Here is a 23,459-nt window from a genome sequence, read left to right on the forward strand (position 1 = left end):
GTTTTCAATGTTTTTTTGGATAATTTGATTACTAATTAGTAATTGAAATAATTATTACAAATTACTGCATTAAATTATTATTATTTTGGTTCAACTTGGTTCAAGTTTAAAATTTTAACAATTGTTTACTATTTCAATCGCCAAAGATACGATGTTTACATAAACAAACGAGGGTTTAAATTATAAATGACCTAATTTGTAATTTAAAAATAAATAAGAAATCATTATTGTCCGATTAAAATATTTATTGCTAAAAACATTATATGTTTTTTCTCGCAAAGGCGCGAAGTCGCAGTTTATATCTGAGTTCTTTGCGACTTTGTATCTTAGCGAGAATATATAAAAATTAAGTTGAGTCTAAAATTTCGTACTATTTGTAAGACTTAACAAAGCAAATAGTTAGTTTTATCGGACAACAATGATAAGAAATCTATTAACAAAGGTGCATGTAGAAAATGCAAAACAATTTTTAAGGATAGTATTGGTGTTAATTATTGAAAAATAGTACATTTACAATAAACAAATTACAATGCAACTAAGTTATTGGGAAATAAAAAATTGGTTTACTTCTGTCGATTTTACCATTGTTGGCAGTGGTATTGTTGGATTGCATTGTGCTTTGCAATTGCGAGCACGATTTCCAGAAAGTAAGATATTAATCCTAGAAAAAGGAATTTTACCTCAAGGAGCAAGCACCAAAAATGCGGGATTTGCTTGTTTTGGAAGTTTGTCTGAAATTATTGATGATTTAAAATCCCATTCTGAAGAAGAAGTAATTCAATTGGTTCAAAAACGTTGGGATGGACTCCAATTACTACGAAAAAGGCTTGGTGATGCCACTTTAGATTTCAAACCTTACGGTGGATATGAATTATTTTTAAAAGAAGACGATGCTACTTACAACGAATGTTTGCAAAAACTTCCATTATTAAATGACATTTTAAGACCGCTTTTTAGGTCGGATGTTTTTTCTAAAGAAATAGATCGTTTTGCATTTGCAAACATAAAAGAATACACTATTTTCAATCCGTTTGAAGCACAAATTGACACTGGAACTATGATGCAAGCCTTACTAAAAGAAGCTATTTCGAAAGATATATTGATTTTAAATCAAGCGAAAGTTACGTCTTTTACAGACAAGAATAATTCGGTAGAATTGGTTGTAAATGATTTTGCATTTTCTACCAATAAACTACTTTTTGCTACCAATGGTTTTGCCAGTTCTTTAACAAATAATGCGGTGAAACCCGCGCGCGCTCAAGTATTAATTACCGAGCCCATTCCTAATTTAGATATTAAAGGAACCTTTCATTTAGATAAAGGCTATTATTATTTTAGAAATTTTGAAGATCGGATTCTACTTGGTGGAGGAAGAAATTTAGATTTTGAAGGAGAAACCACCACCGATTTATCGCAAACAGAAAAAATTCAGAATAAATTGGAAGACTTGTTAAAAAATGTAATTTTACCAAATCAAGAATACAAAATTGCTCATAGATGGAGTGGCATTATGGGAATAGGTTCCCATAAAAATCCAATAGTATCCCAACTATCTGAAAATGTTTATTGCGGAGTACGCTTGGGCGGAATGGGTGTAGCAATAGGAAGTTTAATAGGTAAAGAATTAGCAGATTTAATATAAATGGCAGCAACAAAAAACAAATCCAACCGGACTTTTTTTCAAAAATTAAAAACCTTTCTCTGGAAAGCTTTTCTTTGGTTTTTAGGAATTTCCTTCTTTTTTGTATTATTATTCAAATGGGTTCCAGTTCCATTCACACCTTTGATGGTAACACGAGCAATAGAACAAAAATTTGCAGGAAAAGAAATGACTTGCAGCCACAATTGGGTGCCTTTAGAAGAAATAGCTACTAACATGCAAAAGGCGGTTATTGCTAGTGAAGACGGCACTTTTTTAACCCACCATGGTTTTGATTTTACGGCAATGCAAAAAGCATTTAAGAATAATGAAAGAGGCAAAAAAATTAAAGGCGGCAGCACTATTTCGCAACAAACGGCAAAAAATGTTTTTCTGTGGCAAGGGCGAAGTTATATCCGAAAAGGACTGGAAGCTTATTTCACTATTCTAATCGAAATTGTTTGGGGAAAAGAACGTATTATGGAAGTGTACTTAAATTCCATTGAAATGGGAGAAGGGGTTTACGGCGTTCAAGCGGCAGCGAATTATTGGTATAAAACCGAGGCAAATAGTTTGACTAAAAAACAAGCGGCAGGTATAGCAGCAATTTTACCGAATCCTAGAAAATTTAAAGCTTCCAATTCTTCTGCATATATAGAAAAAAGAAAAGGGAAAATTTTGCAAACCATGCGCCACATTGGTAAAATTAAATACTAACCTCTAGTTTTATAAAGGATTGCTAATTTATTTGTCCTCTATTACTATAGTACATTGAAGTCGTTTTAACTTTTCTATTAATTTAACTGTTGTTTCCATGATTAGCACCTTACTAATCATTGTATGTTACAAAGTAATTAACTACTTTTGAAGCATTAAAATTTGCATCTTATGAGCACTATCAAACATAACTGGACCAAAGAAGAAATTATAGCAATTTACAACAAACCCTTAATGGATTTGATGTATGAAGCAGCAACAATACATAGACAACAACACGATCCTAATGTTGTTCAAGTATCTACCTTATTGTCTATAAAGACTGGTGGATGTCCTGAAGATTGTGGCTATTGCCCACAAGCAGCTCGTTACCATACCGATATTGAAGGAAACGATTTAATGAGTGTTAGTCAAGTTAAAGCACAAGCTTTACGAGCAAAATCTAGTGGGTCTTCTCGTGTTTGTATGGGTGCCGCTTGGCGAAATGTGAAAGATGGCCCAGAGTTTGACCAAGTTCTTGAAATGGTTCGTACCATCAATAAATTGGAAATGGAAGTGTGTTGCACCCTTGGAATGCTTACCGAAAACCAAGCACATCGTTTAGCAGAAGCTGGCTTGTATGCTTACAACCACAACTTAGATACCTCAGAAGAATATTATAAAGAAGTTATTTCTACCCGTGGATTTGAAGACCGTTTGCAAACAATAGATAATGTTCGAAAAACGAACGTTACCGTTTGTAGTGGTGGAATTATCGGAATGGGGGAGAGTATAGAAGACCGTGCAGGAATGCTAGTTGCACTTTCTACCTTAAATCCACAGCCCGAATCGGTGCCTATCAATGCTTTAGTAGCTGTAGAAGGGACTCCGATGGAAAATGAAAAACCCGTTGAAATTTGGGAAATGATTCGAATGGTTGCAACTGCCAGAATTGTAATGCCAGAAACGCAAGTACGCCTTTCGGCAGGTAGAAATGAAATGAGCCGTGAAGGACAAGCAATGTGTTTCTTTGCTGGAGCAAATTCTATTTTTGCTGGCGATAAATTATTGACTACTCCAAACCCAGATGTTAATGACGACATGAAAATGTTTGAAACTTTAGGGTTAAAGGCACAAAAACCATTCATTAAACTAATGCAACCAAAAACGGTTGAAGCAGAAGATTCCCAATTTCAATCTTTAGGAGAAAAACCAAAATGGTCTCGACCAGAACATAAAATTGAAAAAAATCTAGAAGCTTCAGTAAAAGGAAAATAAAATCTCTTTTAATATTGAATTCAAAATCCACCAGTTCGGTTTCTGAAGTTATTCAAAAGTTGGAAAGTTATTGCTCTTACCAAGAACGATGTCATGCAGAAGTACAAGAAAAACTGCGCGGTTTTGCTATTGCATCCATAGATAAAGAACGAGTTATTGTTCATTTAATTGATACTAATTTTTTAAATGAAGAACGATTTGCATCCCTTTTCGCAATTAGTAAATTCCACCAAAAAAAATGGGGAAAGATTCGAATTAAAAACGAATTAAAAGCCCGAAGAATTTCCGACTATTTAATCATTAAAGGATTAAAAGAAATTCCGATGGAAGAATACGAAACAACATTCGAAACTTTATCAGAAAAACATTGGGAGACACTACCCGAAAGAGATTCGTCTAAAAAAAGAAAGAAATTTTGTGATTATCTACTCCGAAAAGGTTGGGAAAGCGATATGATTTATGCAAAGCTAAAGCAATTAGAAAAATCTATTTAGACAATAAAATACTCACTGCATTTCCTCCAAATCCAACTGCATTTATCAAAACTTTACGGATGTTTTTTCTAGGGATTTGCTTTTCAGCAAATGGTACTCCTATGAATTGATTGTGCTGCATCATTAGGATGGCTAATTCCACATTCAACATTCCGGATGCACCAAAAGTGTGGCCAACTTTCCATTTATTGGTAGTAAGCATCGGAGGATTTTCTCCAAATACTTTTTGAATCGCTTTATATTCGGAAGTATCGCCTTTTAAGGTTCCTGGAGCGTGCATAACAATGGCATCTACTTCTTCTAAATTGGTATTCTGCAATGCCATTTTCATGGATTTTTGAAAACAATTGGCTTCGTCTGAAATAGAGATATTGTGTTCGATGTCATCCGTGGCATAACCAATTCCTTCAATATAAGCTAAGGCATTTTCCTGTTCTCCAAGTTCTAAACAAGCCACTGCAGCAGCTTCGCCAAGAACCATAGAATTTTTGGTTTTATTCAAATCGAATGCTCTACACGGAAATTCCGACGCTTCTTTGGCATATATTTTCAAGGCCTGCATTTGTGCTAAAGTAAAAGCCGTTAATGGCGCTTCACTTCCTCCAACCAAAAACTTAGTTGCCATACCCGATTGTAACCAAGCTACAGCGTTTAAAATGGCGTGTAAGGCGGTGGAACAGGTTATAGAATGGGAAATTTCGGGACCGTTGTTTTTTAAATCGTGGGCTACCCAAGAAGATATATTTCCTAAAGTAGTAGTTGGCGATGCAAGTGTTGCGGTTCGCCCAGTTTCTAGAAATTCTTGGTGGTATTTTTCAAATAATTGCGTGGCACCTCTAGAGGAACCAATATTGATTCCGAAGTCGTCTCCAGCTTCCCAACCTGCATTTTGTATGGCTTCTCGGGATACAAAAATGGCTAGTAAAACGGTTTCGTCTAATGCTTTATATTTAGTATCGGATAATCTTAACGTTTCCAGTTCTATTCTTAATTCCTTTGGGATAGTGGCAATATATTGGGATTGTCCGTTAAAATCTTTTTGGGAAATTAAGGATTGGTTGGTTAGATAATTTTGCCAAATTGCTTCAGAAGTTTTTCCTAAAGGGGAAATGGATGCTAATGCTGTTATGGCTATTTTTTGTTTCATGGAATTGGAACGCGGATGAAACCGATTTTCAAACGCAGATTTTGACGGATTTTTATGGCTACAAAATTACACTATTTCTAATGCGTTTTCAATAGTTTGATATACTTTTTGCAATTGATTATTGGGCGTGATGTAGGGCGGTAAAACATAAACAATATTGCCTACGGGCCTAAGAATAACGCCGTTTTCAATAAAGAAATTATAGAGCTTATTTCGAAGGGTACCGTAATAACTTTCTTCCGAACTGGTTTTTATTTCTAATGCAAATATCACTCCGAGAACTCGCGTGGTTTTTACTTTGGGATGGGATTTAATTTTATTTTCAAATTCCAAATGGCTTTGGTTCACGCGCTTTAGGTTTGCTTGCATTTCGGGTGTTTGCAACAATTCCAAACTTGCTAAAGCAGCTGCACAACCGGTTGGGTTAGCCGTAAATGTATGTCCGTGAAATAACGCTTTGTTGACATCGTCATCGTAAAATCCGTCGTAAATTTCTTGCGTAAAAGTGGTAATTGCCATTGGGATGGTGCCACCTGTTAAGGCTTTAGACAAGCACATCATGTCAGGATTATTTATTAAATAATCGGTTGCAAATGTTTTTCCAGTTTTGCCAAATCCCGTCATGACTTCATCGGCAATGGTAAAAACAGAATGGTCTTTACATAACGCAATCATTTTATCTAAAACTTCTGGCGAATACATTACCATTCCGGCTGCACCTAAAACTAAGGGTTCAAAAATAAAAGCTGCATATTCATTTGTCGCCAATAAGTCTTGTAATACTTGTAATGCTTTTTCTTCGTTTCCAGCTGTGGGAATAGGCACTCGAACCACTTCCAAAAGTGATCCTTGAAATGCTTGGGTATAAAAGGAAATTCCGCTGGCAGCCATAGCTCCGAAGGTGTCTCCATGAAAAGCATCCTCAAATGCAATGATTTTGGTTTTAGTAATTCCTTTATTATAATTAAATTGTAATGCTACTTTTATTGCAACTTCTACAGCGGTAGAGCCATTATCGGAATAGAAGATTTTCTTTTGATTGGAAGGTAAAATTTCCATTAATTTTTCGGACAGTACTACGGCAGGTTCGTGTGTGAATCCGCCAAACAGAACGTGTTCTAAAGAAGTAAGCTGCTTGTAAATTGCATCGGCAATAAACTTATTGGAATGCCCGTACGGATTTACCCACCACGATGCAATGGCATCAATGTATTCTTTGCCGTTTTCATCCCATAATAAGGCGTCTTTTCCTTTTACGATTGCAGGAAAATTAGCTGCGGTTTTGTGTTGCGTGTAGGGATGCCAGTTGTGTATTTTGTCTCTTTGGGATAAGTTCATTGGGATTGTTGATTTCAGATTAACGAATTTTGATTTCAGAATCTACAGTATTAGTAAGTTTTCTCGAAAATCATCTGCATATTGTTGAATTACATTGGCATCAAAATAAGGTTCTTCTGCAATTCTTCCAATAAATTTGGCTTTGGTTTTGGCTAATATAATTTCTTCGGAAGCCTTGTTCTCCTCTCCTGAAAATATAATTCCGGCTAAAGTAATATTTCTGTTTTTTAAGGCTTCAAAAGTCAATAAGGTATGGTTGATACTGCCTAAATAATGGCGAGAAACCAAGATTACTTTGTAGTCTTTTTGAATTAAATCAATAATACAATCCTGATCGTTTAGTGGAACAAAAACACCTCCAGCCCCTTCAATAACTAAGTGATTGGTAGTTGCGGGTTCTTGAATTTGCTTTACATCGATGGTGATTCCATCTATTGCGGCTGCCACATGCGGACTTGCAGGGGTGTTGAGTTTATAGCTGTTTGGGTGAATTATAGTTTTATCGTTGGATATATATCTTTGAATTTTGTTACTATCGGAATTATCCAAATCTCCGGCTTGGATAGGTTTCCAATAATCAGCTTCTAGTGCTTGCGTAATTATTGCAGAAGTAATGGTTTTACCAACGTCGGTACCGATTCCTGTGATGAATAGTTTCATAGTTTTTATTTAACCGCAAAGTTCGCAAAGAAATCGCAAAGTTCACAAGGTAATTGTATTTAATAGCAATTAGAATACAAAAGCTGAAAGTAGTTTTAGCACGTCCGAGATTTCTTCATCAGAATTATAGGAATGCAAACAAAACCGCAAACGCTCTTGCCCTTCAGGAACGGTTGGCGATAGTATGGCTTTGACATCAAATCCATTTTCTTGTAATTGATTTGCAATAGATTTTACTTTTTCATTACCTGGAATTATAGCGCATTGAATGGCCGATTTGCTATAGACAAATAGTGGCTTCAAACCGCGTTGCATTTTCTCTTGATTAAAAAATTGAATGTTGCGTTTTAGGTTTTCCATTGCCACTTTTTCTGTTTCCAAATGCTGGTAGGCAACTAATATTGTAGCAACCGAATGTGGCGACAAACCCGTGGTATATATAAAACTTCGGGCAAAGTTTACTAAATAACTTTTTAATTCTGCACTGCCTAAAATAGCAGCACCATGACAACCTAATCCTTTGCCAAAGGTCATTATTCTTGCGAATACTTTGTCTTGCAAGTCTAAACTTTGGACTAATCCTTGTCCGGAATCTCCAAAAACGCCTAAGGCATGGGCTTCATCCACCACTAAATTGCAATGGTATTTTTTGGATATTTTTACTAATTCTTCTAGATTAGGACAATCGCCATCCATAGAAAAAACACTTTCGGTGACTAGGTATAGGGTTCTGGGTTCTGGGTTCTGGGTTTTGGGTTCTGGGTTTTGGGTACTGAGTTTTAAAAGTATTCGTTCTAAATCGTCTGGGTTATTATGTTGGAATTTGAAGGATTTGGCATTGCTCATCGTAATTCCGTCACGGATGGAGGCATGGCATAATTCATCATACAAAATAACATCAGAGCGTTGAGGCACGGAACTAAAAAATCCAACGTTGGCATCGTATCCCGAATTAAAAATCAATGCTGTTTCGGATTGATGAAAATTGGCAATGAAATCTTCGGTAATAGCATATAAATTATGGTTGCCCGAAATTAATCTGGATCCAGTTGCACCATTCGCTTTTATATTATTTTGCAAAAGATACTCGTGCGTTTCATTAAAAATTTCTTCAGAATGAGCAAAACCTAAATAATCATTGGAAGCAAAATCGATTAACCCTTTAGAAACTGGCAACTTCCGTAAGGCGTTGCTTGCTTCACGTTTTTGGAGTTTTTGGGTAAGTGCTGTTGGGGAAAGTTTCATGATGTACAAATATAGAAAATCTGAGGGAGATAATTATTTTAATAAAATAGTTGTTTTTTAATGTTTAATTATTGTTTATCAATAATTTTTATATATTTGTAATGAACTTAATTAATTTAATTATGAAAATAAAATATAAATTAGCGAGTAGGTTGTATGGTATTTCAATTATTTCTTTTGTTTTTGTATCATTATTTTCTTTAAATTTTTTAATTTTTGATTTATTTACAAAGAATGGGAAAATTGGAAATTTAGGAACTACAGCACATCATTCAAAAGGCTATCCTATTGCAGCACGAATTCAATTTAGAATTCCTGACACAACTATTATATACAAAGGGTATAATATCAGTGGGTCTACTTCAAATTCTGATGTTAAAGGGTGGAATAATAATTTTAAAAAAATAAAATTAGATAAAAAGCTTAAAAAGGTTTATCAAATAAATAAAACTACCATCTATAATGATTTTGAAGATACTCAAAAAAAATTCAATAAGATAAGAATTCAGGATCTGGATTCAGAAATAGAAATTGTATTAAATCCTAAAGATTATTTTTTTAAAGCTATTTTAACAATTAAAAGCTATTTATCAATAATTCTTTTATTGTTTGTTTTATATCAATTAAAAGAAATATTTAAACGATTAAAAGACAATTTCATTTTTAACAAACTATTAAATAAACGAATTAAAATCATTGGATACTCATTAATAGCTTATCAAGTTGCAAGAATGATTATAAGCATAATTATAAAACAATTTATAACAAGAATTGAATTTGAACATTATATTCCATCATTTGTAAATTCAAATTTTAGTTTTATGACATTGTATACTGAAGTTGAATATAATTTAGAAATCTTATTTTTAGGATTATGTTTAATTGTATTAGCCAAACTTATAACTTATGGATATAACATTCAACAAGAAAACGAATTAACAATTTAGATTATGCCAATTATTTTAAACCTAGATGTGATGTTGGCTAAACGCAAAATGCGATCCAACGAATTAGCAGAAAAAATTGGTATTACTACGGCAAATCTTTCCATTTTAAAAACCGGAAAAGCCAAGGCAGTACGATTTTCCACTCTGGAAGCTATCTGTGACATATTAGAATGCCAACCTGGAGATATATTAGAATTTGTAAACGAAATAAAATAAGCACCTATGAAGAAACATTTAATCCTATTGATAGTAGGAATGGTACTAGTTGTTATTGGGGCCCTACTAAAGATTAACGGTAATAATTTATCCCAATACGTAATGATTACCGGCTTAACTATTGAAGTGTATGTATTAGCTACAATGGTTATCCAATCTCTTAAAAAATAAATATAAAACCTTAAAAAGAGAAAGGTTCTTTGGTTTGCTGTTCTTATAAATAGCATTCGAAAAAACCACCCCGCCCTCTGGGCACCCCTCCAAAGGAGGGGAATAAAAAAAGCCAAACATTACTGCTTGGCTTTATAGTTTTATGTTGCATTGACTTAGTCGGCTAATACAATTACTTTATTGTCTTTCATTTCAATAGTTCCAGATGCAATTTCTAGATTGAAGTTTTGATCGTTTACTTTGGTGAATTTATCTGCTACTTCTTTTTGGAAATTAAAACTTGCTGCTGTAATTTTTACAGTTCCTTGTTTTAAAATGGATACTATTGGTGCGTGGTTATTCAATATTTGAAAAGAACCATCTACACCTGGTAAAGAAACCGATGTTACTTCGCCTTTAAATAATGTAGCTTCTGGTGATACTATTTCTAAAATCATAATTTTTTATAGTTAGAAGATGGAAGTTGGAAGTTGGAAGATGAAGTTTTAACTTCTAGCTTCTGACTTCTGACTCCAAACTCAATTATACTTCGGCTAACATTTTTTCTCCTGCTTCGATAGCTTCTTCAATAGTTCCTTTAAGGTTGAAAGCTGCTTCTGGCAAGTGGTCTAATTCACCGTCAATGATCATATTGAATCCTTTGATGGTATCTTTAATGTCAACTAAAACCCCTTTCAATCCGGTAAATTGTTCTGCTACGTGGAATGGTTGTGATAAGAATCTTTGAACTCTACGAGCTCTAGATACAGATAATTTATCTTCTTCCGACAACTCTTCCATACCAAGGATAGCGATGATATCTTGAAGTTGTTTGTATTTTTGAAGGATTTCTTTTACTCTTTGTGCACAGTCGTAATGCTCATCTCCTAAGATTTGAGGCGTTAAGATTCTAGAAGTAGAATCTAACGGGTCAACCGCTGGATAGATACCTAATTCGGCAATTTTACGAGACAATACAGTTGTTGCATCTAAGTGAGCAAAAGTGGTTGCTGGTGCTGGATCGGTTAAATCATCCGCAGGTACGTAAACCGCTTGTACTGATGTAATAGAACCTTTTTTAGTAGAAGTAATACGTTCTTGCATCGCTCCCATTTCGGTTGCTAATGTTGGTTGGTATCCTACTGCAGATGGCATACGACCTAAAAGAGCTGAAACCTCAGAACCTGCTTGTGTAAAACGGAAGATATTATCTACGAAGAAAAGAACGTCTTTTCCTTGGTCAGAACCTGCTCCATCACGGAAGTATTCTGCAATAGATAATCCTGATAAAGCCACACGTGCTCTAGCTCCAGGAGGCTCATTCATTTGTCCGAAAACGAAAGTAGCTTTAGACTCTCTCATTCCTGGTTTGTCTACTTTAGATAAATCCCATCCTCCATTTTCCATAGAGTGCATGAATTCGTCCCCGTATTTTATAATTCCTGACTCTAACATCTCACGAAGTAAGTCATTTCCTTCACGTGTTCTTTCTCCTACTCCTGCGAATACAGAAAGACCCCCGTGACCTTTTGCGATATTGTTAATTAACTCTTGAATCAATACTGTTTTACCTACTCCAGCACCACCAAACAATCCAATTTTACCCCCTTTAGAGTAAGGCTCAATTAAATCGATTACTTTGATACCAGTGAATAAAACTTCGGAAGAGGTAGATAAATCTTCAAATCTTGGAGCAGTACGGTGAATAGACATTCCGTTTTCTCCAGTTTTTGGTAAATTTCCTAAACCATCAATTGCATCTCCAATTACGTTAAACAAACGTCCGTAAACATCTGCGCCGATTGGCATTTGAATTGGATTTCCAGTAGAAACTACATCTGTACCTCTGCTTAATCCGTCTGTAGAATCCATAGAGATGGTACGAACCGTATCTTCACCAATGTGTGATTGTACTTCTAATATTAATAGAGTACCGTCTTTTTTAGTGATTTCTAATGAATCGTAAATTTTTGGTAATTCAGCGTCTTTAGTATTGAATACTACGTCAACTACTGGCCCGATGATTTGAGAAACTTTTCCTATTGCTTTTGACATTGCTTATGTATTTATTTAATAGCGTATTAGAAATGAAAAAATGATGTCTTTTTTCAGAGTGCAAAGATAATTTTTATAAATAGAAAATCAATAGCAAAAAGCTATTTTTTTATGAATTTTTTGACTTTTTTTCGATGGCACTTGTTAATCATCCATAAATCTATACACTATATACTAAAAAACCACCAACAGAAGTTGATGGTTTTTTAGTATATAATGTAAGTTATTATAAAACTGATGGAAATAATATTCTATAATCTCCAAAACTAACGGGTGCCATATTAGAGCCATATTTTGAATTAATTGCTGCTGTAAAGCTATTTGCAATTAAGGCATATCCTCTAGGAGAAGGATGAACACCATCTAAAGAAAATGCTCCGCCAAAAATAAATTGTGATTTTAAAGTAAATCCATTTGCTGTAATACCTGATGGGGTAATTAACTCATTCATTACAGATTTTAAATTAGCAAATGCTAAACCTTTTGTAGTGGCCGTAGCTTCAATAGTAGCGTTATAAGCATCGGTTGCTACTTTAATTTCGTTGGCCTCACCAGCACTTAAAACCCATTTATCCGCTAACGGAGTAGATGTGCCGCCACCTGCTTGAAGATGTGCTTGAGTTGAAGCTCCACCTGCACTTAATAATAAATAATCTGCTGCGGTAGCTTGACGCATTTTAACTAAAGCCGGATTTATAACTGTTAAATCTGTTGCTAAAAACTCATCAATAATAACTGGTGTATTTTGTCCTACTACAAATGTGATTGTTCTTGCCGTTTTTTCTGCTTGACTAATTACACCAGCTGTAGCTAATCCTGCCAAAGCCGTATTATACGATGAATATCCGCTATTTAAAGCCGATACTTGACCCGCATTTAATGTAATTGCATTAACCGGAACGGTAGTGAAAAACGGTAGTGTATTTACATAAGGTAAATTCCCTACTACACCTTTTCTTCCACCAGCTGTTAATTTATTAATCAATCCAGCATATTTAGTATCAAAAACTGCTGGTGCTGTTGGTCCTGCTCCAGTTCCTCCTGCTGTTGCATATCCTAAAACATCATTTCCACCAATATACAAAGAGAAGAATGTTGGAATTTGTGCAACTGCATCATCAACAATTGTTGCCATAGGTGTTGATGCAAATCTTGTGAAATATGGATTTCCTAACGAACTTCCATATCCTGGCATATCTAAATCGCCAACTTTTGCTCCAGGAATACCCATATTATTGTACAAACCTGTAAGTTTTGCAGTTATTGAAGTTGAAGAAGAACCTGCAACTAATGCTAAAGGAGACGCCGAATCACCTGTAAAATATAATCTTGGACCATAAATTGTACTTCCTGCAAATCCACCAATATTATCCGCCATGAATGGGTTTGTAAATACACCCCCACCAACAGTTGCAAATTGTTGGGCCATTATATTTGGATAAGAAGTTTTTTGCCCTTCGATAAAAAGTGCGTTATCGCTAAATCCTGCTGCAAAAGAATCGCCTAAAGCAACATACTTTGAAAAATCTGCACTACCTGCAGTAAGTGGCAATCCGTCTGATGAATTTGGTTTTGTTGTAACTTCATCATCATTATTACAAGCTACAAAGGTTAATGAAACCAGTAATAGCCATTTGAAATTTTTTATCATAATAGTTTAATTATATATTATTATTGAAAATTATGGGTTGATAGTTAAAGAAGCAAAGTATTGTTGACCAATTAACCCAGCACCAAGAACTTGTTGGTATTCTTTTCCTCCAAGATTGGTAGCTCCTAATTTAAGTACCGATTTTAATTTTGGTAAAGAATAGTTTATTTGTGCATCTATTACTGTAGCTGCATCAATCATACCATCAGCAAAAGTAGATTGCCATAAGTATTCCTGATTCCATCTTCCGCTAACATTAAAACCAAAGTTTTTAAATAATTTTTCGTTTCCAATAGAAGCTTTTACTCTGTGTTTAGGTGTATTAAATCCTGCTTCAAAACTAGGGTCTTTTGCTTGATCAAAATCAAATTGTGCATAGTTGTAATTAGCTCCGATTTCGAAATTTTTAGGTAGTTTATAAGAAAGACCTAAACCAAAACCTAACGAATTGATTTTTATATCGGTATTAGTGTATAATTGGTACGCTCTAGTATCTCCATTTGTAATTGCTAATAAAGATTGAACTGCTGGGTTAGAAATATAGTTAGGTGCACCTTGAGCAAAATCAAAAGTTTCACTTGTTTTTCCATAATAAGGCGAAAGAACTGTTAAATTTCCAATGAAGTTGGTATAAATATTATAGTATCCATTAATATCATAAGATAATTTACCTATTTGTCCTCTGTACCCTAATTCAATTGCTCTAACTTCTTCTGGTTTAACATAACTAGCTGTAGATTTTTTTAACTTAGCTGCTGCTCCAGGTAAATCTGTTGGATTTGCTTTAGCGTATGCTGCAAACTCTTTTACAGAAGCAACAGTGTAGGAATTAAAATAAGCATCATTCCCGGTTAATCGTACCGTTGATGTTGGAGTTCCGTTTAAAGCAGTTAATATTGCTTGACCTGTAGATGAAATGCTTCCGAAGAAACCTCCGCCTCCTCTAATTTCAGAAAATCTATCTAAATTATCAGGAGCTGAACCAACTAATACAGCACTTCCTACATTAAATCCAATATATTGATCTTGGGTAGAAGGGTTACGGAAACCAGTTTGAAATGATCCTCTAAACGTGTGATTTTTTTGAGATCCTGCAGAGTAAACCGCAGATAATCTAGGAGAATAATTACCATCAAAGTTTTTTGCTTTGTCATAACGAATAGACCCAGTTAATTTTAATCTATCCTCCATTAATTTCTTTTGAATTTGAGTATATGCTCCATACTCATTGTAGTTAATTTGACTATTTAAATCGGTATAAATTCTTCCTTGTGAGTTTAGTTCAAATAATCGGAAAGATCCACCAACTTGAATATCTGCAAATTTTACTATGTCTTTAAAATTATAATTTGCATCCGAATGGTACATGTGAGAATTATCAACAAGTTTAGAACCTACCAATACATCTGGATCTGAAATTACTTTATTAAAAGCAGCTTTAAAAGCATCTGTTCCAGGAATCAATCTTCCTGTATCTGCTACATTTCTAGCAAATGCGTGCGCTTGATCAGGAGTTGCTCCGTTTAATAGAGTAGATTGAATATAAGCTCCAGCATATTGACCAAACCAAACATTATCTGCTTTCCATTGTCTGTTAACATTAAGCCCTGTAAACAACATGTCGTAAGAATTTCCACCATCTTCAGTTGTAAAATATCCTCTAACGAAGAAGTTTTTACCTTTAACTTCTAATTTATGTTGTTGCATAAAGAATCCATTTAAGTAATATCTATTTGCACCTTGATAAACGGTATTTCCGAATCCAAATTTACTTTGCCAAATAATTTCTGTATCGTTTGCCCATGGTTTAAAATGAAGTGAAAAATCAATCTTTGCATTTTTTACTTTATTATCTGTCAAATCAACCTCGTTATATCCAGTTCTACTAACATTGTAATTTGGTAAAACAGATGCTTGAGCTGGGGAAATAGCTCCCAATAAAACTAAGGCATTTCCAACCTCCTTGATATTAGTAGTCGCTTCATCACCGTAAACATTAATACCATCGTAATTGTAATATTTTCTATCTAATCCTACATTATTTGTTAGATCTTTATCTCTATAATCGGTAGCAAACCAGTCGGTACCTTTCATGAATGTAAAGTTTGCTTTAGCTGCAAAGTTTTTATTAAATGCATGTGCAACTCTAACACCATAATCAACATAATCATTTACACCAGCGGCTTTTTGATTCGTTTGACCATACTTTACATAAGCAGAAACTCCTTGACTTGTAAAAGGACTTTTACTGTTCATGAATAATATTCCATTAAAAGCATTGGCGCCATATAAAGCAGAAGACGCTCCTGGGAGTAATTCCACATTTTGAACATCAATTTCAGAAATACCAATCATGTTTCCGATAACGAAATTTAACAATGGTGAAGAATTATCCATTCCATCTACCAATTGCATAAAACGAGTATTAGAAACTGTTGCAAAACCACGAGTGTTGATGGATTTAAATGACATACTACTAGTATTCATTTGTACCTCTTTAAGATTCTCTAAACCATCGTAAAAAGAAGGTGAAGCTGATTTCTTAATGTCTTTAATTGTCATTCTCTCGATGGTTACAGGAGATTCTTTAATTCGCTCTGGAGTTCTAGAAGCCGAAAATACGATATCATCCAGTTTAGTGTCTTCACTTTGTAAAACTACATTTACTTTGTTAGAAAGTGAAGTTACTTGTACTTTTTGTGATGTAAAACCAATACTAGAAACTTCAATTGTAAACGGAAGTTTAGCAGGTGCTTTTAACACAAATTTTCCGGTTGCATCCGAAATAGCCCCTAAAGACTCTCCTGCAATTTTAATATTTACACCGGGAATTGGTTCGTTTTTAGTGTCTTTTACCGAACCTGAAATTGAAGTTTGCGCAAAGGATATGCCACAAAAAAACAACGTCAAAATAAAATAATAAATCTTCATTAGGTTTAATTTTGTTGGTTATAAGTAGCCAAAGTACAAATAATTTTTATATTACTAAAAAAACAGCGAGAAATTTTAATAATTGTCAGTTTTATTGCCTCAATACTACTAATTCGCATTTCAAGTTTTATTAAGTTTTTCTTAACTAAATGGAGAAATAATTAATTTTAATAGGTTATTGCTTACAAAATATTAAAAAAAATAGGATAAAAACAAAAAAAGCGAAACAGGAGTTTCGCTTTAATTTATTTTAAATAAAAATGGAAATTACTCCACCGTAACCGATTTTGCTAAATTTCTTGGTTGGTCTACATTACAACCACGCATTACAGCAATATGGTAGGATAATAATTGTAACGGAATTGTAGTTAACAATGGAGACAAAGCATCCGAAGTTTCTGGAATTTCAATAACGTGATCCGCTAATTCTTTCACTTGACTATCTCCTTTGGTAACAATAGCAATTATTTTTCCGCTTCTGGATTTTATTTCTTGAATATTACTAACTACTTTGTCATAATGTCCTTGTTTTGGAGCAATAACAATAACTGGCATTTTTTCATCTATCAAAGCTATTGGTCCGTGTTTCATTTCGGCAGCCGGATAACCTTCCGCATGAATATAAGAAATTTCTTTAAGTTTTAATGCTCCTTCTAAGGCTACTGGAAAATTATAACCTCTTCCTAAATAAAGACAATTGGGAGCGTCTTTATATATGGTAGCAATTTGTTTAGCAACTTCATTAGTTTCTAAGGTTTCGGCAACTTTCTCCGGAATTAATTCTAGTTCTTGTAAATATCTAAAATAATCAGAGGTGGTAAGGGTTCCTTTGGCTTTAGCCAAACGCAACGCTATCATAGTTAAAACCGTAATTTGAGTTGTAAATGCTTTAGTAGAAGCTACTCCAATTTCTGGACCTGCATGGGTATATGCCCCTGCATGGGTTTCACGAGAAATAGAGGATCCTACCACATTACAAACACCAAATACAAAAGCACCTCTTTCTTTAGCTAACTTTATTGCTGCCAAAGTATCGGCAGTTTCCCCCGATTGGGAAATTGCAATGACAATATCTTTACTGGTTATAATTGGATTTCGGTATCTAAATTCCGATGCGTATTCAACCTCAACGGGTATTCTTGCAAATTCTTCAATTACATATTCGGCAACTAAACCTGCATGCCATGAAGTACCGCAGGCAATAATTAATATTCTATCTGCGTTTAAGAATTTTTCTAGATTATCCTCAATACCTGACATTTGGATAATTCCAGTATTGGCGTGAAGCCTACCTCTGTAGGTATCCTTAATAACATTAGGTTGTTCGTAAATTTCTTTAAGCATAAAGTGGTCGTAACCGCCTTTTTCTATTTGCTCTAAGTTCATTTGCAATTCCTGAATATAAGGATCTACTAACGTATCGTCTTTAATTTTTCGGATTTTCAATGGCTTATCCATACGAACAATTGCCATTTCTTCATCTTCCAAATAAATAGCATTGGAGGTATATTCAATAAACGGGGTGGCATCGGAAGCAATGAAAAATTCATTTTCGCCAACACCTATTGCTAGTGGGCTACCTAAACGGGCTACCACAATTTCATTGGGTTTTTTCTTGTCAAAAACACATATAGCATACGCGCCAACCACTTGATTCAAGGCGATTTGAACTGCTTTACCAAGTTTTAATTTTTCTTTTTTCTGAACTTCCTCAATAAGATTTACCAAAACTTCCGTATCGGTATCCGAAGAAAAAATGTAACCTCTTTTTATTAATTCTTTTTTTAATGGCTCGTAATTTTCGATGATGCCATTATGAACAATACAAAGATCTCCAGAATTGGAAACATGTGGATGGGAATTAACATCATTGGGAACTCCATGGGTAGCCCACCTAGTGTGACCTATACCTATTGTTCCATTAGTTGTAATATCTAAAGCTGATTTTTCTTCTAGATCCGAAACTTTACCTTTTGTTTTAGAGATCTTTAAATTTTCTCCATCATAAAGCATTAATCCGGCACTATCGTATCCTCTATATTCTAAACGCTTTAACCCTTTAATTACTATAGGGTAAGCCTCGCGGTGTCCAATATATCCTACAATTCCACACATAAATTTACAGTTTATTTAGTCAGGTTTAGTATAAAATATTTCCAATTTAATTCTTTTATTGTAATCTGGATCTCCCAATGGAATATTACTTCCATATAATACAGTCCCTAATGGGTTAGCAACAGACATCACTGGGATATATTTAGATTGGACAGAATTAGTACCACTTCCGGTATTAAAAGGGGAGCTTAAAGAGGCGTTAAAGGGATTTCCAATATTTTCAGTAACTACTAGTCCTAATCGAACGTTGGTAGAATCTTTAGTAACTCCAACGCCGCCAAATTTTATTAGATTTCTTATGTGATTAGTGATATTAACCTTATAAGTAGTTCCTTTTTCTCCAATCTTAGCGTTTACAATTTTTCCGTTTTGGTCTGTTACTATTCCTCCATGAATAAATTTATTAAATTTTGAAATAGTCCCTGTAGAATAATCGGTATAATAATCAATAAGAGGTCTCTTATTATTTAAATCGTATAAGAAAATTCTGTTCGGTTCAGGGGTAGATGCCATTGTTGATTTAGCAATAAAAAAAGTTAGATTAGCCTCATTAATTAACCATTTTTGTTTTCCCCCTGCTGGATTTCTTAAATCGTCCAATTCATCGGAAACATTATTTGGTGTATTTACTAAATTTCCATTAATATCATAACCTTTCACGTCTGTTTTATTAAACAAATCAATTACCGCCATGGATCCATCCCCTCCTTTTAGGAATAGATTTCGGTCTCCTGTGTTTGGATTAGGAGTAACGTATCCAGGAAACGTGTTTTCATTGTTTAATAAATTAACTGTATTTCCTGAAAGATTTAACTTCATTGTTTTTCGGATAATGGTAGCATCTGTAAGAGATGTCTTTTCTTTATAAACAATTGTAATATATCCATTAGAAAAATTCATCATAGCCAATGTTCCTTGATCTGGTGAACTAGCAGCATTTTCTACTTTAAAATACAACCCTCTAAAATAATCTTTAAATACATTATTATTATATAATTTTCCGGTTGGGGCTTGAAATATTTTAGTTTTGAAAAAATCTTTATCTAAATTAAGAAACATTCCTGGCGCTATTCTTTCAGCAACATCTGTATATCCGGGAGTATTTGCATCAATTTTTTTATAAAACTTAATTTGTTTTTCACTAAATACAAACCCGTCATTTTGACTATTATCTGCTAACGCGGTATGGTCAAATATGTTTTTATCATCATTATTCAATTTAATCGCACCATGATTTGCATCAAAATCGGGTTGTTGGTTAGAATAATATTTTTGTTGTTGTTGAAGCCCGGTTGCAGGATCTAAAGTTTCTAAAAACTTAGTAGATTCGTAAACGCTCAACTTAATTTTACCCGAACCTTTAATCGAATCTAAAGTATAGGAACTATCACCAGTATCCGTATTTGTGCTACTAAAAGTTGAAAAATAGGGAACGTATAGATAAACTGAATCTATTTTAATATAATTAGGACTAGCTATATTGGTTTCGTTAGGATCACCATAAAACTTAGGGTTTTCTGAAGCCAGTGCTAATTGACTAACAAAACTTGCTTTGGTTTTTCCGAAAACAGGATTATTGTAAAATCCAATTTGGTTTACCTGTAGATTGTTACTTTGAACTGGACCTAAGTTTTGGTTGTAGGCGACTACTTCCGAATAGGCTACGTCCATCCCGAAATGCTCATTACCGACTATTCCAGTGCCAATTTCGTTAACATCTTTGTCACAAGAAGCAATAAAAACAATTATAAATAGGGCAATAAATGTTTTAAGGAAGAAATTCAATTTCATGTTTGGTTGTAATTATATTATAACATCTTTTTATAAAAAGTAGTGTAAGCCTCCGCAAACCCTTCTTTCGATGCGAAAGGTAAAAAAGGTTTTTCGGAAGATTCTATAAATTTTGTTAAACTTGGGGAAAGATTTTCGGAAGCAATAATCACTGCATCCGAATGACTTATGGATGTTTTTATTAAATTCTCATAATTAGGAACTTCCAAATCTGAAATAGCAGCAACTGGAATTCCGTCAAACTTGATTTTATTAATCATTTCAACGTCTAAAGCTCCATCAAACGACTGTCCGTAAACCGAAGTGACTATTTTAGTTTGCGAGAATAACGCTTCGTCTTTATAAAAATGTTTCATATACACTGGAAGCATTGAAGCCATCCATCCGTGTACGTGAATAATATCGGGTACCCAATTTAATTTTTTTACTGTTTCTACTACTCCTTTTGCAAAGAAAATAGCACGCTCATCATTATCTGGATACAAAACACCATCTTCATCAGAAAAAGTTGCCTTTCTCTTGAAATATTCATCATTGTCAATAAAATATACTTGAATCCTCTCTTTTGGGATGGAAGCAACCTTTATAATTAAAGGCATATCTACATCATTTACCACTAAATTCATTCCCGATAAGCGAATAACTTCGTGCAATTGATGTCTTCTCTCATTAATATTTCCATACCTAGGCATAAAAATTCTAATCTGTCCTCCCTGGTCATTAATCATTTTTGGCACGTCATAAGACATTAGAGAAACTTCATTCTCAGCCAGATACGGCACCACCTCGGATGATACATACAATATCCTCTTGTCTTCCATAAAAACTTTTATTTACTTATTGGCAATAAAAAACATGCAAAACTACAAAAATTTATGCAGATATTTACTAAATTAGTAAGTTTGTACCCTATTTTAATCCGAAAGACATGCTCATTTTCAATAACAAAGGTGAATTAAACAAGCACTTACAAGGTATATCCAACACTAATTCTACTATTGGATTTGTACCAACCATGGGGGCATTGCATTTTGGGCACTTATCTCTATTGGATAAATCTATAGAAAATAACACCCATACGGTAATTAGTATTTTTGTAAATCCCACACAATTCAACAATCCTGAGGATCTTGAAAAATACCCAAGAACCATAGAAAATGATATAGAAAAAATAAAAACAGTTTCCAATAAAATCCTAGTTTATGCTCCAACGGTGGAAGATATTTATGAAGGAAATACTGCTTCACAACACTACGGTTTTGATGGTTTAGAAAATCAAATGGAAGGTAAATTCCGTCCTGGTCATTTTGATGGAGTGGGTACAGTAGTAAAACGCCTTTTAGAAATTGTAAAACCAACGAATGCCTATTTTGGCGAGAAAGATTTCCAACAATTGCAAATTGTAAAAAAACTAGTTGCCAAAGAAAAAATTCCAGTTACTATTATCGGATGTCCCATTTATAGAGAAAGTAATGGTTTAGCTATGAGCTCTAGAAACGAACGCCTTTCTGTAAAAGAACGAGAAAATGCTTCCATTATTTTTGAAATATTAAATCAGGCAAAAACACTTTTTGGCACAGAATCTGCTGCAATTGTGACCGATTTTGTTGCGAAAGCCTTTGAAAAATATCCGGATTTTGAATTAGAATATTTTGAAATTGCCGACGAAGAAACGCTATTACCTTGTGTAACCAAAAGTGAAAACAAGGATTACCGTGCTTTTATTGCTGTTTTTTTGAACAAAATAAGATTGATTGATACTATTTCACTAAAATAATTTAACTTTGCCCCATGCAAATTCAAGTTGTAAAATCAAAAATTCATCGCGTTAAAGTAACTGGCGCAGATTTAAACTATATCGGTAGTATCACTATCGACGAAGCTTTAATGGATGCCTCCAACCTAATTGAGGGCGAAAAAGTTTCTATTGTAAACATCAATAATGGCGAACGTTTTGAAACGTATGCTATAAAAGGTGCTGCAAATTCTGGTGAAATCACCCTTAACGGACCCGCAGCACGAAAAGTGCATGCAGGCGACATTATTATCATTATTTCTTATGCTACTTTAGATTTTGAAGAAGCAAAAACATTCAAACCTTGGCTCGTTTTTCCTAATGAAAACGACAATTCCTTGAAATAAATTTTGAAAAATCACCTTAGTAAATGGTTGTCTATTATAATTCCTATTGCTTTGGGTATAGGTATAATTGCCTACCAATACAACAAATTTACCGAGGCGCAAATAAGCGAAATTGAAGGGTACTTTAAAAACGCCAATTACTACTATGTTATTTTAGCTGTTTTTATTGGCTTTATTGGTAATTCAATCAGGGCATACCGATGGAAATATATGTTAGACCATTTGGGTTATGAATCTACTTTTGCAAATAATTTCATGGCTGTCAATATTGGTTATTTATTGAATTTAACGGTTCCAAAATCAGGAGAAATTTCAAGGGCTGTTATCGTAAAAAAATACAACAACATTCCGTTTGATAAAGGTTTCGGAACCATAGTTGCCGAAAGAATTATCGATATGTTTTTCTTGTTATTCTTCATGTTGCTAGCAGTAGTTTTGCAATTTAAAATTGTGAAAGCATTCATTTTAGACAAAATGCCCCTACATTTAATAGCACTTCTTTTAGCAGGCGGAACCCTAGCTTTTATTGCCTTTATTTTAATCTATAAATATTCCAAACTAAAAATTGTTGCTATTTTTAAAGAAAAAATTACTGGATTAAAAGAAGGTTTATTGAGTGTGGTTCACATGAAAGAAAAGTGGAACTATTTTTTTCAAACGTTATTAATTTGGGGTTCGTACATTCTTACTTATTATGTAGCTACCAAAGCGCTTCCGGAAACTTCTGTACTTACTATTGGGGCTATCATAACCTCATTTGTAGTAGGTAGTATTGCCATAGCCTTCACCAACAGCGGTTTTGGCGCTTACCCTTTTCTTACTTCCAAAGTCTTGCTTTTTTACGCAATTGCAGAACCTATAGGAACCGCTTTTGGCTGGATTATTTGGACATCCCAAATGCTTTTAGTTTTGATTTTAGGATTGCTTTCCTTCTTATTTCTTCCTATTTTAAATAGAAAATAAT

General features: G+C 34.0%; 21 protein-coding genes. 10 read left to right on the plus strand and 11 right to left on the minus strand.

The annotated features are described in order from the left end of the window. Nucleotides 1-529 precede the first annotated feature (529 nt). From ACIQ2J_RS12345 to ACIQ2J_RS12360, 4 genes are all read left to right on the plus strand, one after another. Complete coding sequence (locus tag ACIQ2J_RS12345; protein ID WP_396170264.1) at nucleotides 530-1,642, plus strand: NAD(P)/FAD-dependent oxidoreductase; 1,113 nt, start codon at nucleotides 530-532, stop codon at nucleotides 1,640-1,642. Then, nucleotides 1,643-2,356, plus strand: a complete 714-nt coding sequence (gene mtgA, locus ACIQ2J_RS12350; protein WP_396170266.1) for a monofunctional biosynthetic peptidoglycan transglycosylase — start codon at nucleotides 1,643-1,645, stop codon at nucleotides 2,354-2,356. 171 nt (nucleotides 2,357-2,527) lie between these two features. Then, nucleotides 2,528-3,613: a biotin synthase BioB gene (bioB, locus tag ACIQ2J_RS12355; RefSeq protein WP_396170269.1), complete on the plus strand. Its 1,086-nt coding sequence runs from the start codon at nucleotides 2,528-2,530 to the stop codon at nucleotides 3,611-3,613. A gap of 14 nt (nucleotides 3,614-3,627) precedes the next feature. Beyond that, entirely contained in the window at nucleotides 3,628-4,107 is a 480-nt protein-coding gene (locus ACIQ2J_RS12360) for a regulatory protein RecX (RefSeq protein ID WP_396170272.1), read from the plus strand. Here ACIQ2J_RS12360 and ACIQ2J_RS12365 read toward each other — a convergent pair. The 4 genes from ACIQ2J_RS12365 to ACIQ2J_RS12380 all read right to left on the minus strand — a co-directional run bounded on the left by ACIQ2J_RS12365 (nucleotide 4,100) and on the right by ACIQ2J_RS12380 (nucleotide 8,497). Continuing rightward, nucleotides 4,100-5,254 (minus strand): beta-ketoacyl synthase N-terminal-like domain-containing protein, encoded by a 1,155-nt coding sequence (locus tag ACIQ2J_RS12365; protein ID WP_396170274.1) that lies wholly within the window; start codon nucleotides 5,252-5,254, stop codon nucleotides 4,100-4,102. The genes ACIQ2J_RS12360 and ACIQ2J_RS12365 overlap by 8 nt on opposite strands. Before the next feature lie 66 nt (nucleotides 5,255-5,320). Continuing rightward, nucleotides 5,321-6,592: an adenosylmethionine--8-amino-7-oxononanoate transaminase gene (gene bioA / locus ACIQ2J_RS12370; protein WP_396170276.1), complete on the minus strand. Its 1,272-nt coding sequence runs from the start codon at nucleotides 6,590-6,592 to the stop codon at nucleotides 5,321-5,323. 42 nt (nucleotides 6,593-6,634) lie between these two features. Then, nucleotides 6,635-7,252 carry a dethiobiotin synthase gene (bioD, locus tag ACIQ2J_RS12375; protein ID WP_396170278.1) on the minus strand — a complete coding sequence of 206 codons (618 nt, stop codon included), beginning with the start codon at nucleotides 7,250-7,252 and terminating at the stop codon, nucleotides 6,635-6,637. A gap of 69 nt (nucleotides 7,253-7,321) precedes the next feature. Beyond that, a complete protein-coding gene (locus tag ACIQ2J_RS12380) occupies nucleotides 7,322-8,497 on the minus strand; it encodes an aminotransferase class I/II-fold pyridoxal phosphate-dependent enzyme (RefSeq protein ID WP_396170281.1) in 1,176 nt (391 codons plus the stop codon). Between the two features lie 122 nt (nucleotides 8,498-8,619). Between ACIQ2J_RS12380 and ACIQ2J_RS12385 the strand changes: the two genes are divergently transcribed. Genes ACIQ2J_RS12385 through ACIQ2J_RS12395 form a run of 3 tightly spaced genes read left to right on the plus strand, consistent with a single transcriptional unit; the run spans nucleotide 8,620 to nucleotide 9,831 of the window. Then, entirely contained in the window at nucleotides 8,620-9,444 is an 825-nt protein-coding gene (locus ACIQ2J_RS12385; protein WP_396170283.1) for a DUF2975 domain-containing protein, read from the plus strand. Between the two features lie 3 nt (nucleotides 9,445-9,447). Continuing rightward, entirely contained in the window at nucleotides 9,448-9,660 is a 213-nt protein-coding gene (locus tag ACIQ2J_RS12390; RefSeq protein WP_396170286.1) for a helix-turn-helix domain-containing protein, read from the plus strand. 6 nt (nucleotides 9,661-9,666) lie between these two features. Continuing rightward, on the plus strand, nucleotides 9,667-9,831 hold the full coding sequence (locus ACIQ2J_RS12395; RefSeq protein WP_396170289.1) for a hypothetical protein: 165 nt from the start codon (nucleotides 9,667-9,669) through the stop codon (nucleotides 9,829-9,831). A 155-nt stretch (nucleotides 9,832-9,986) separates the two neighbouring features. Here ACIQ2J_RS12395 and ACIQ2J_RS12400 read toward each other — a convergent pair whose 3' ends face one another. The 7 genes from ACIQ2J_RS12400 to ACIQ2J_RS12430 all read right to left on the minus strand — a co-directional run bounded on the left by ACIQ2J_RS12400 (nucleotide 9,987) and on the right by ACIQ2J_RS12430 (nucleotide 21,174). Then, entirely contained in the window at nucleotides 9,987-10,268 is a 282-nt protein-coding gene (locus ACIQ2J_RS12400) for a F0F1 ATP synthase subunit epsilon (RefSeq protein ID WP_396170291.1), read from the minus strand. 85 nt (nucleotides 10,269-10,353) lie between these two features. Continuing rightward, nucleotides 10,354-11,865: a F0F1 ATP synthase subunit beta gene (gene atpD / locus ACIQ2J_RS12405; protein WP_396170293.1), complete on the minus strand. Its 1,512-nt coding sequence runs from the start codon at nucleotides 11,863-11,865 to the stop codon at nucleotides 10,354-10,356. A gap of 226 nt (nucleotides 11,866-12,091) precedes the next feature. Further along, nucleotides 12,092-13,516, minus strand: a complete 1,425-nt coding sequence (locus tag ACIQ2J_RS12410; RefSeq protein WP_396170296.1) for a G-D-S-L family lipolytic protein — start codon at nucleotides 13,514-13,516, stop codon at nucleotides 12,092-12,094. 30 nt (nucleotides 13,517-13,546) lie between these two features. Beyond that, the gene (locus tag ACIQ2J_RS12415) at nucleotides 13,547-16,447 is read right to left on the minus strand and encodes a TonB-dependent receptor domain-containing protein (protein ID WP_396170298.1); all 2,901 of its coding nucleotides are present in this window, start codon (nucleotides 16,445-16,447) and stop codon (nucleotides 13,547-13,549) included. Between the two features lie 267 nt (nucleotides 16,448-16,714). Beyond that, on the minus strand, nucleotides 16,715-18,562 hold the full coding sequence (gene glmS / locus ACIQ2J_RS12420; protein WP_396170300.1) for a glutamine--fructose-6-phosphate transaminase (isomerizing): 1,848 nt from the start codon (nucleotides 18,560-18,562) through the stop codon (nucleotides 16,715-16,717). Nucleotides 18,563-18,577: 15 nt separating this feature from the next. Beyond that, nucleotides 18,578-20,353: a DUF4270 domain-containing protein gene (locus ACIQ2J_RS12425; RefSeq protein WP_396170302.1), complete on the minus strand. Its 1,776-nt coding sequence runs from the start codon at nucleotides 20,351-20,353 to the stop codon at nucleotides 18,578-18,580. A 17-nt stretch (nucleotides 20,354-20,370) separates the two neighbouring features. Next, nucleotides 20,371-21,174 carry a glycogen/starch synthase gene (locus tag ACIQ2J_RS12430; protein WP_396170304.1) on the minus strand — a complete coding sequence of 268 codons (804 nt, stop codon included), beginning with the start codon at nucleotides 21,172-21,174 and terminating at the stop codon, nucleotides 20,371-20,373. Between the two features lie 107 nt (nucleotides 21,175-21,281). Here ACIQ2J_RS12430 and panC point away from each other — a divergent pair, with 107 nt between their 5' ends. From panC to ACIQ2J_RS12445, 3 genes are read left to right on the plus strand one after another with little or no spacing between them, the layout of a single operon-like run. Further along, entirely contained in the window at nucleotides 21,282-22,130 is an 849-nt protein-coding gene (gene panC, locus ACIQ2J_RS12435) for a pantoate--beta-alanine ligase (RefSeq protein WP_396170306.1), read from the plus strand. Nucleotides 22,131-22,144: 14 nt separating this feature from the next. Beyond that, on the plus strand, nucleotides 22,145-22,495 hold the full coding sequence (gene panD, locus ACIQ2J_RS12440; protein WP_396170308.1) for an aspartate 1-decarboxylase: 351 nt from the start codon (nucleotides 22,145-22,147) through the stop codon (nucleotides 22,493-22,495). A 3-nt stretch (nucleotides 22,496-22,498) separates the two neighbouring features. Further along, a complete protein-coding gene (locus tag ACIQ2J_RS12445) occupies nucleotides 22,499-23,458 on the plus strand; it encodes a lysylphosphatidylglycerol synthase transmembrane domain-containing protein (RefSeq protein ID WP_396170311.1) in 960 nt (319 codons plus the stop codon). Nucleotide 23,459: the final 1 nt, after the last annotated feature.

Origin of the sequence: Flavobacterium sp., assembly GCF_044357305.1 — a bacterium.
GTDB lineage: Bacteria > Bacteroidota > Bacteroidia > Flavobacteriales > Flavobacteriaceae > Flavobacterium.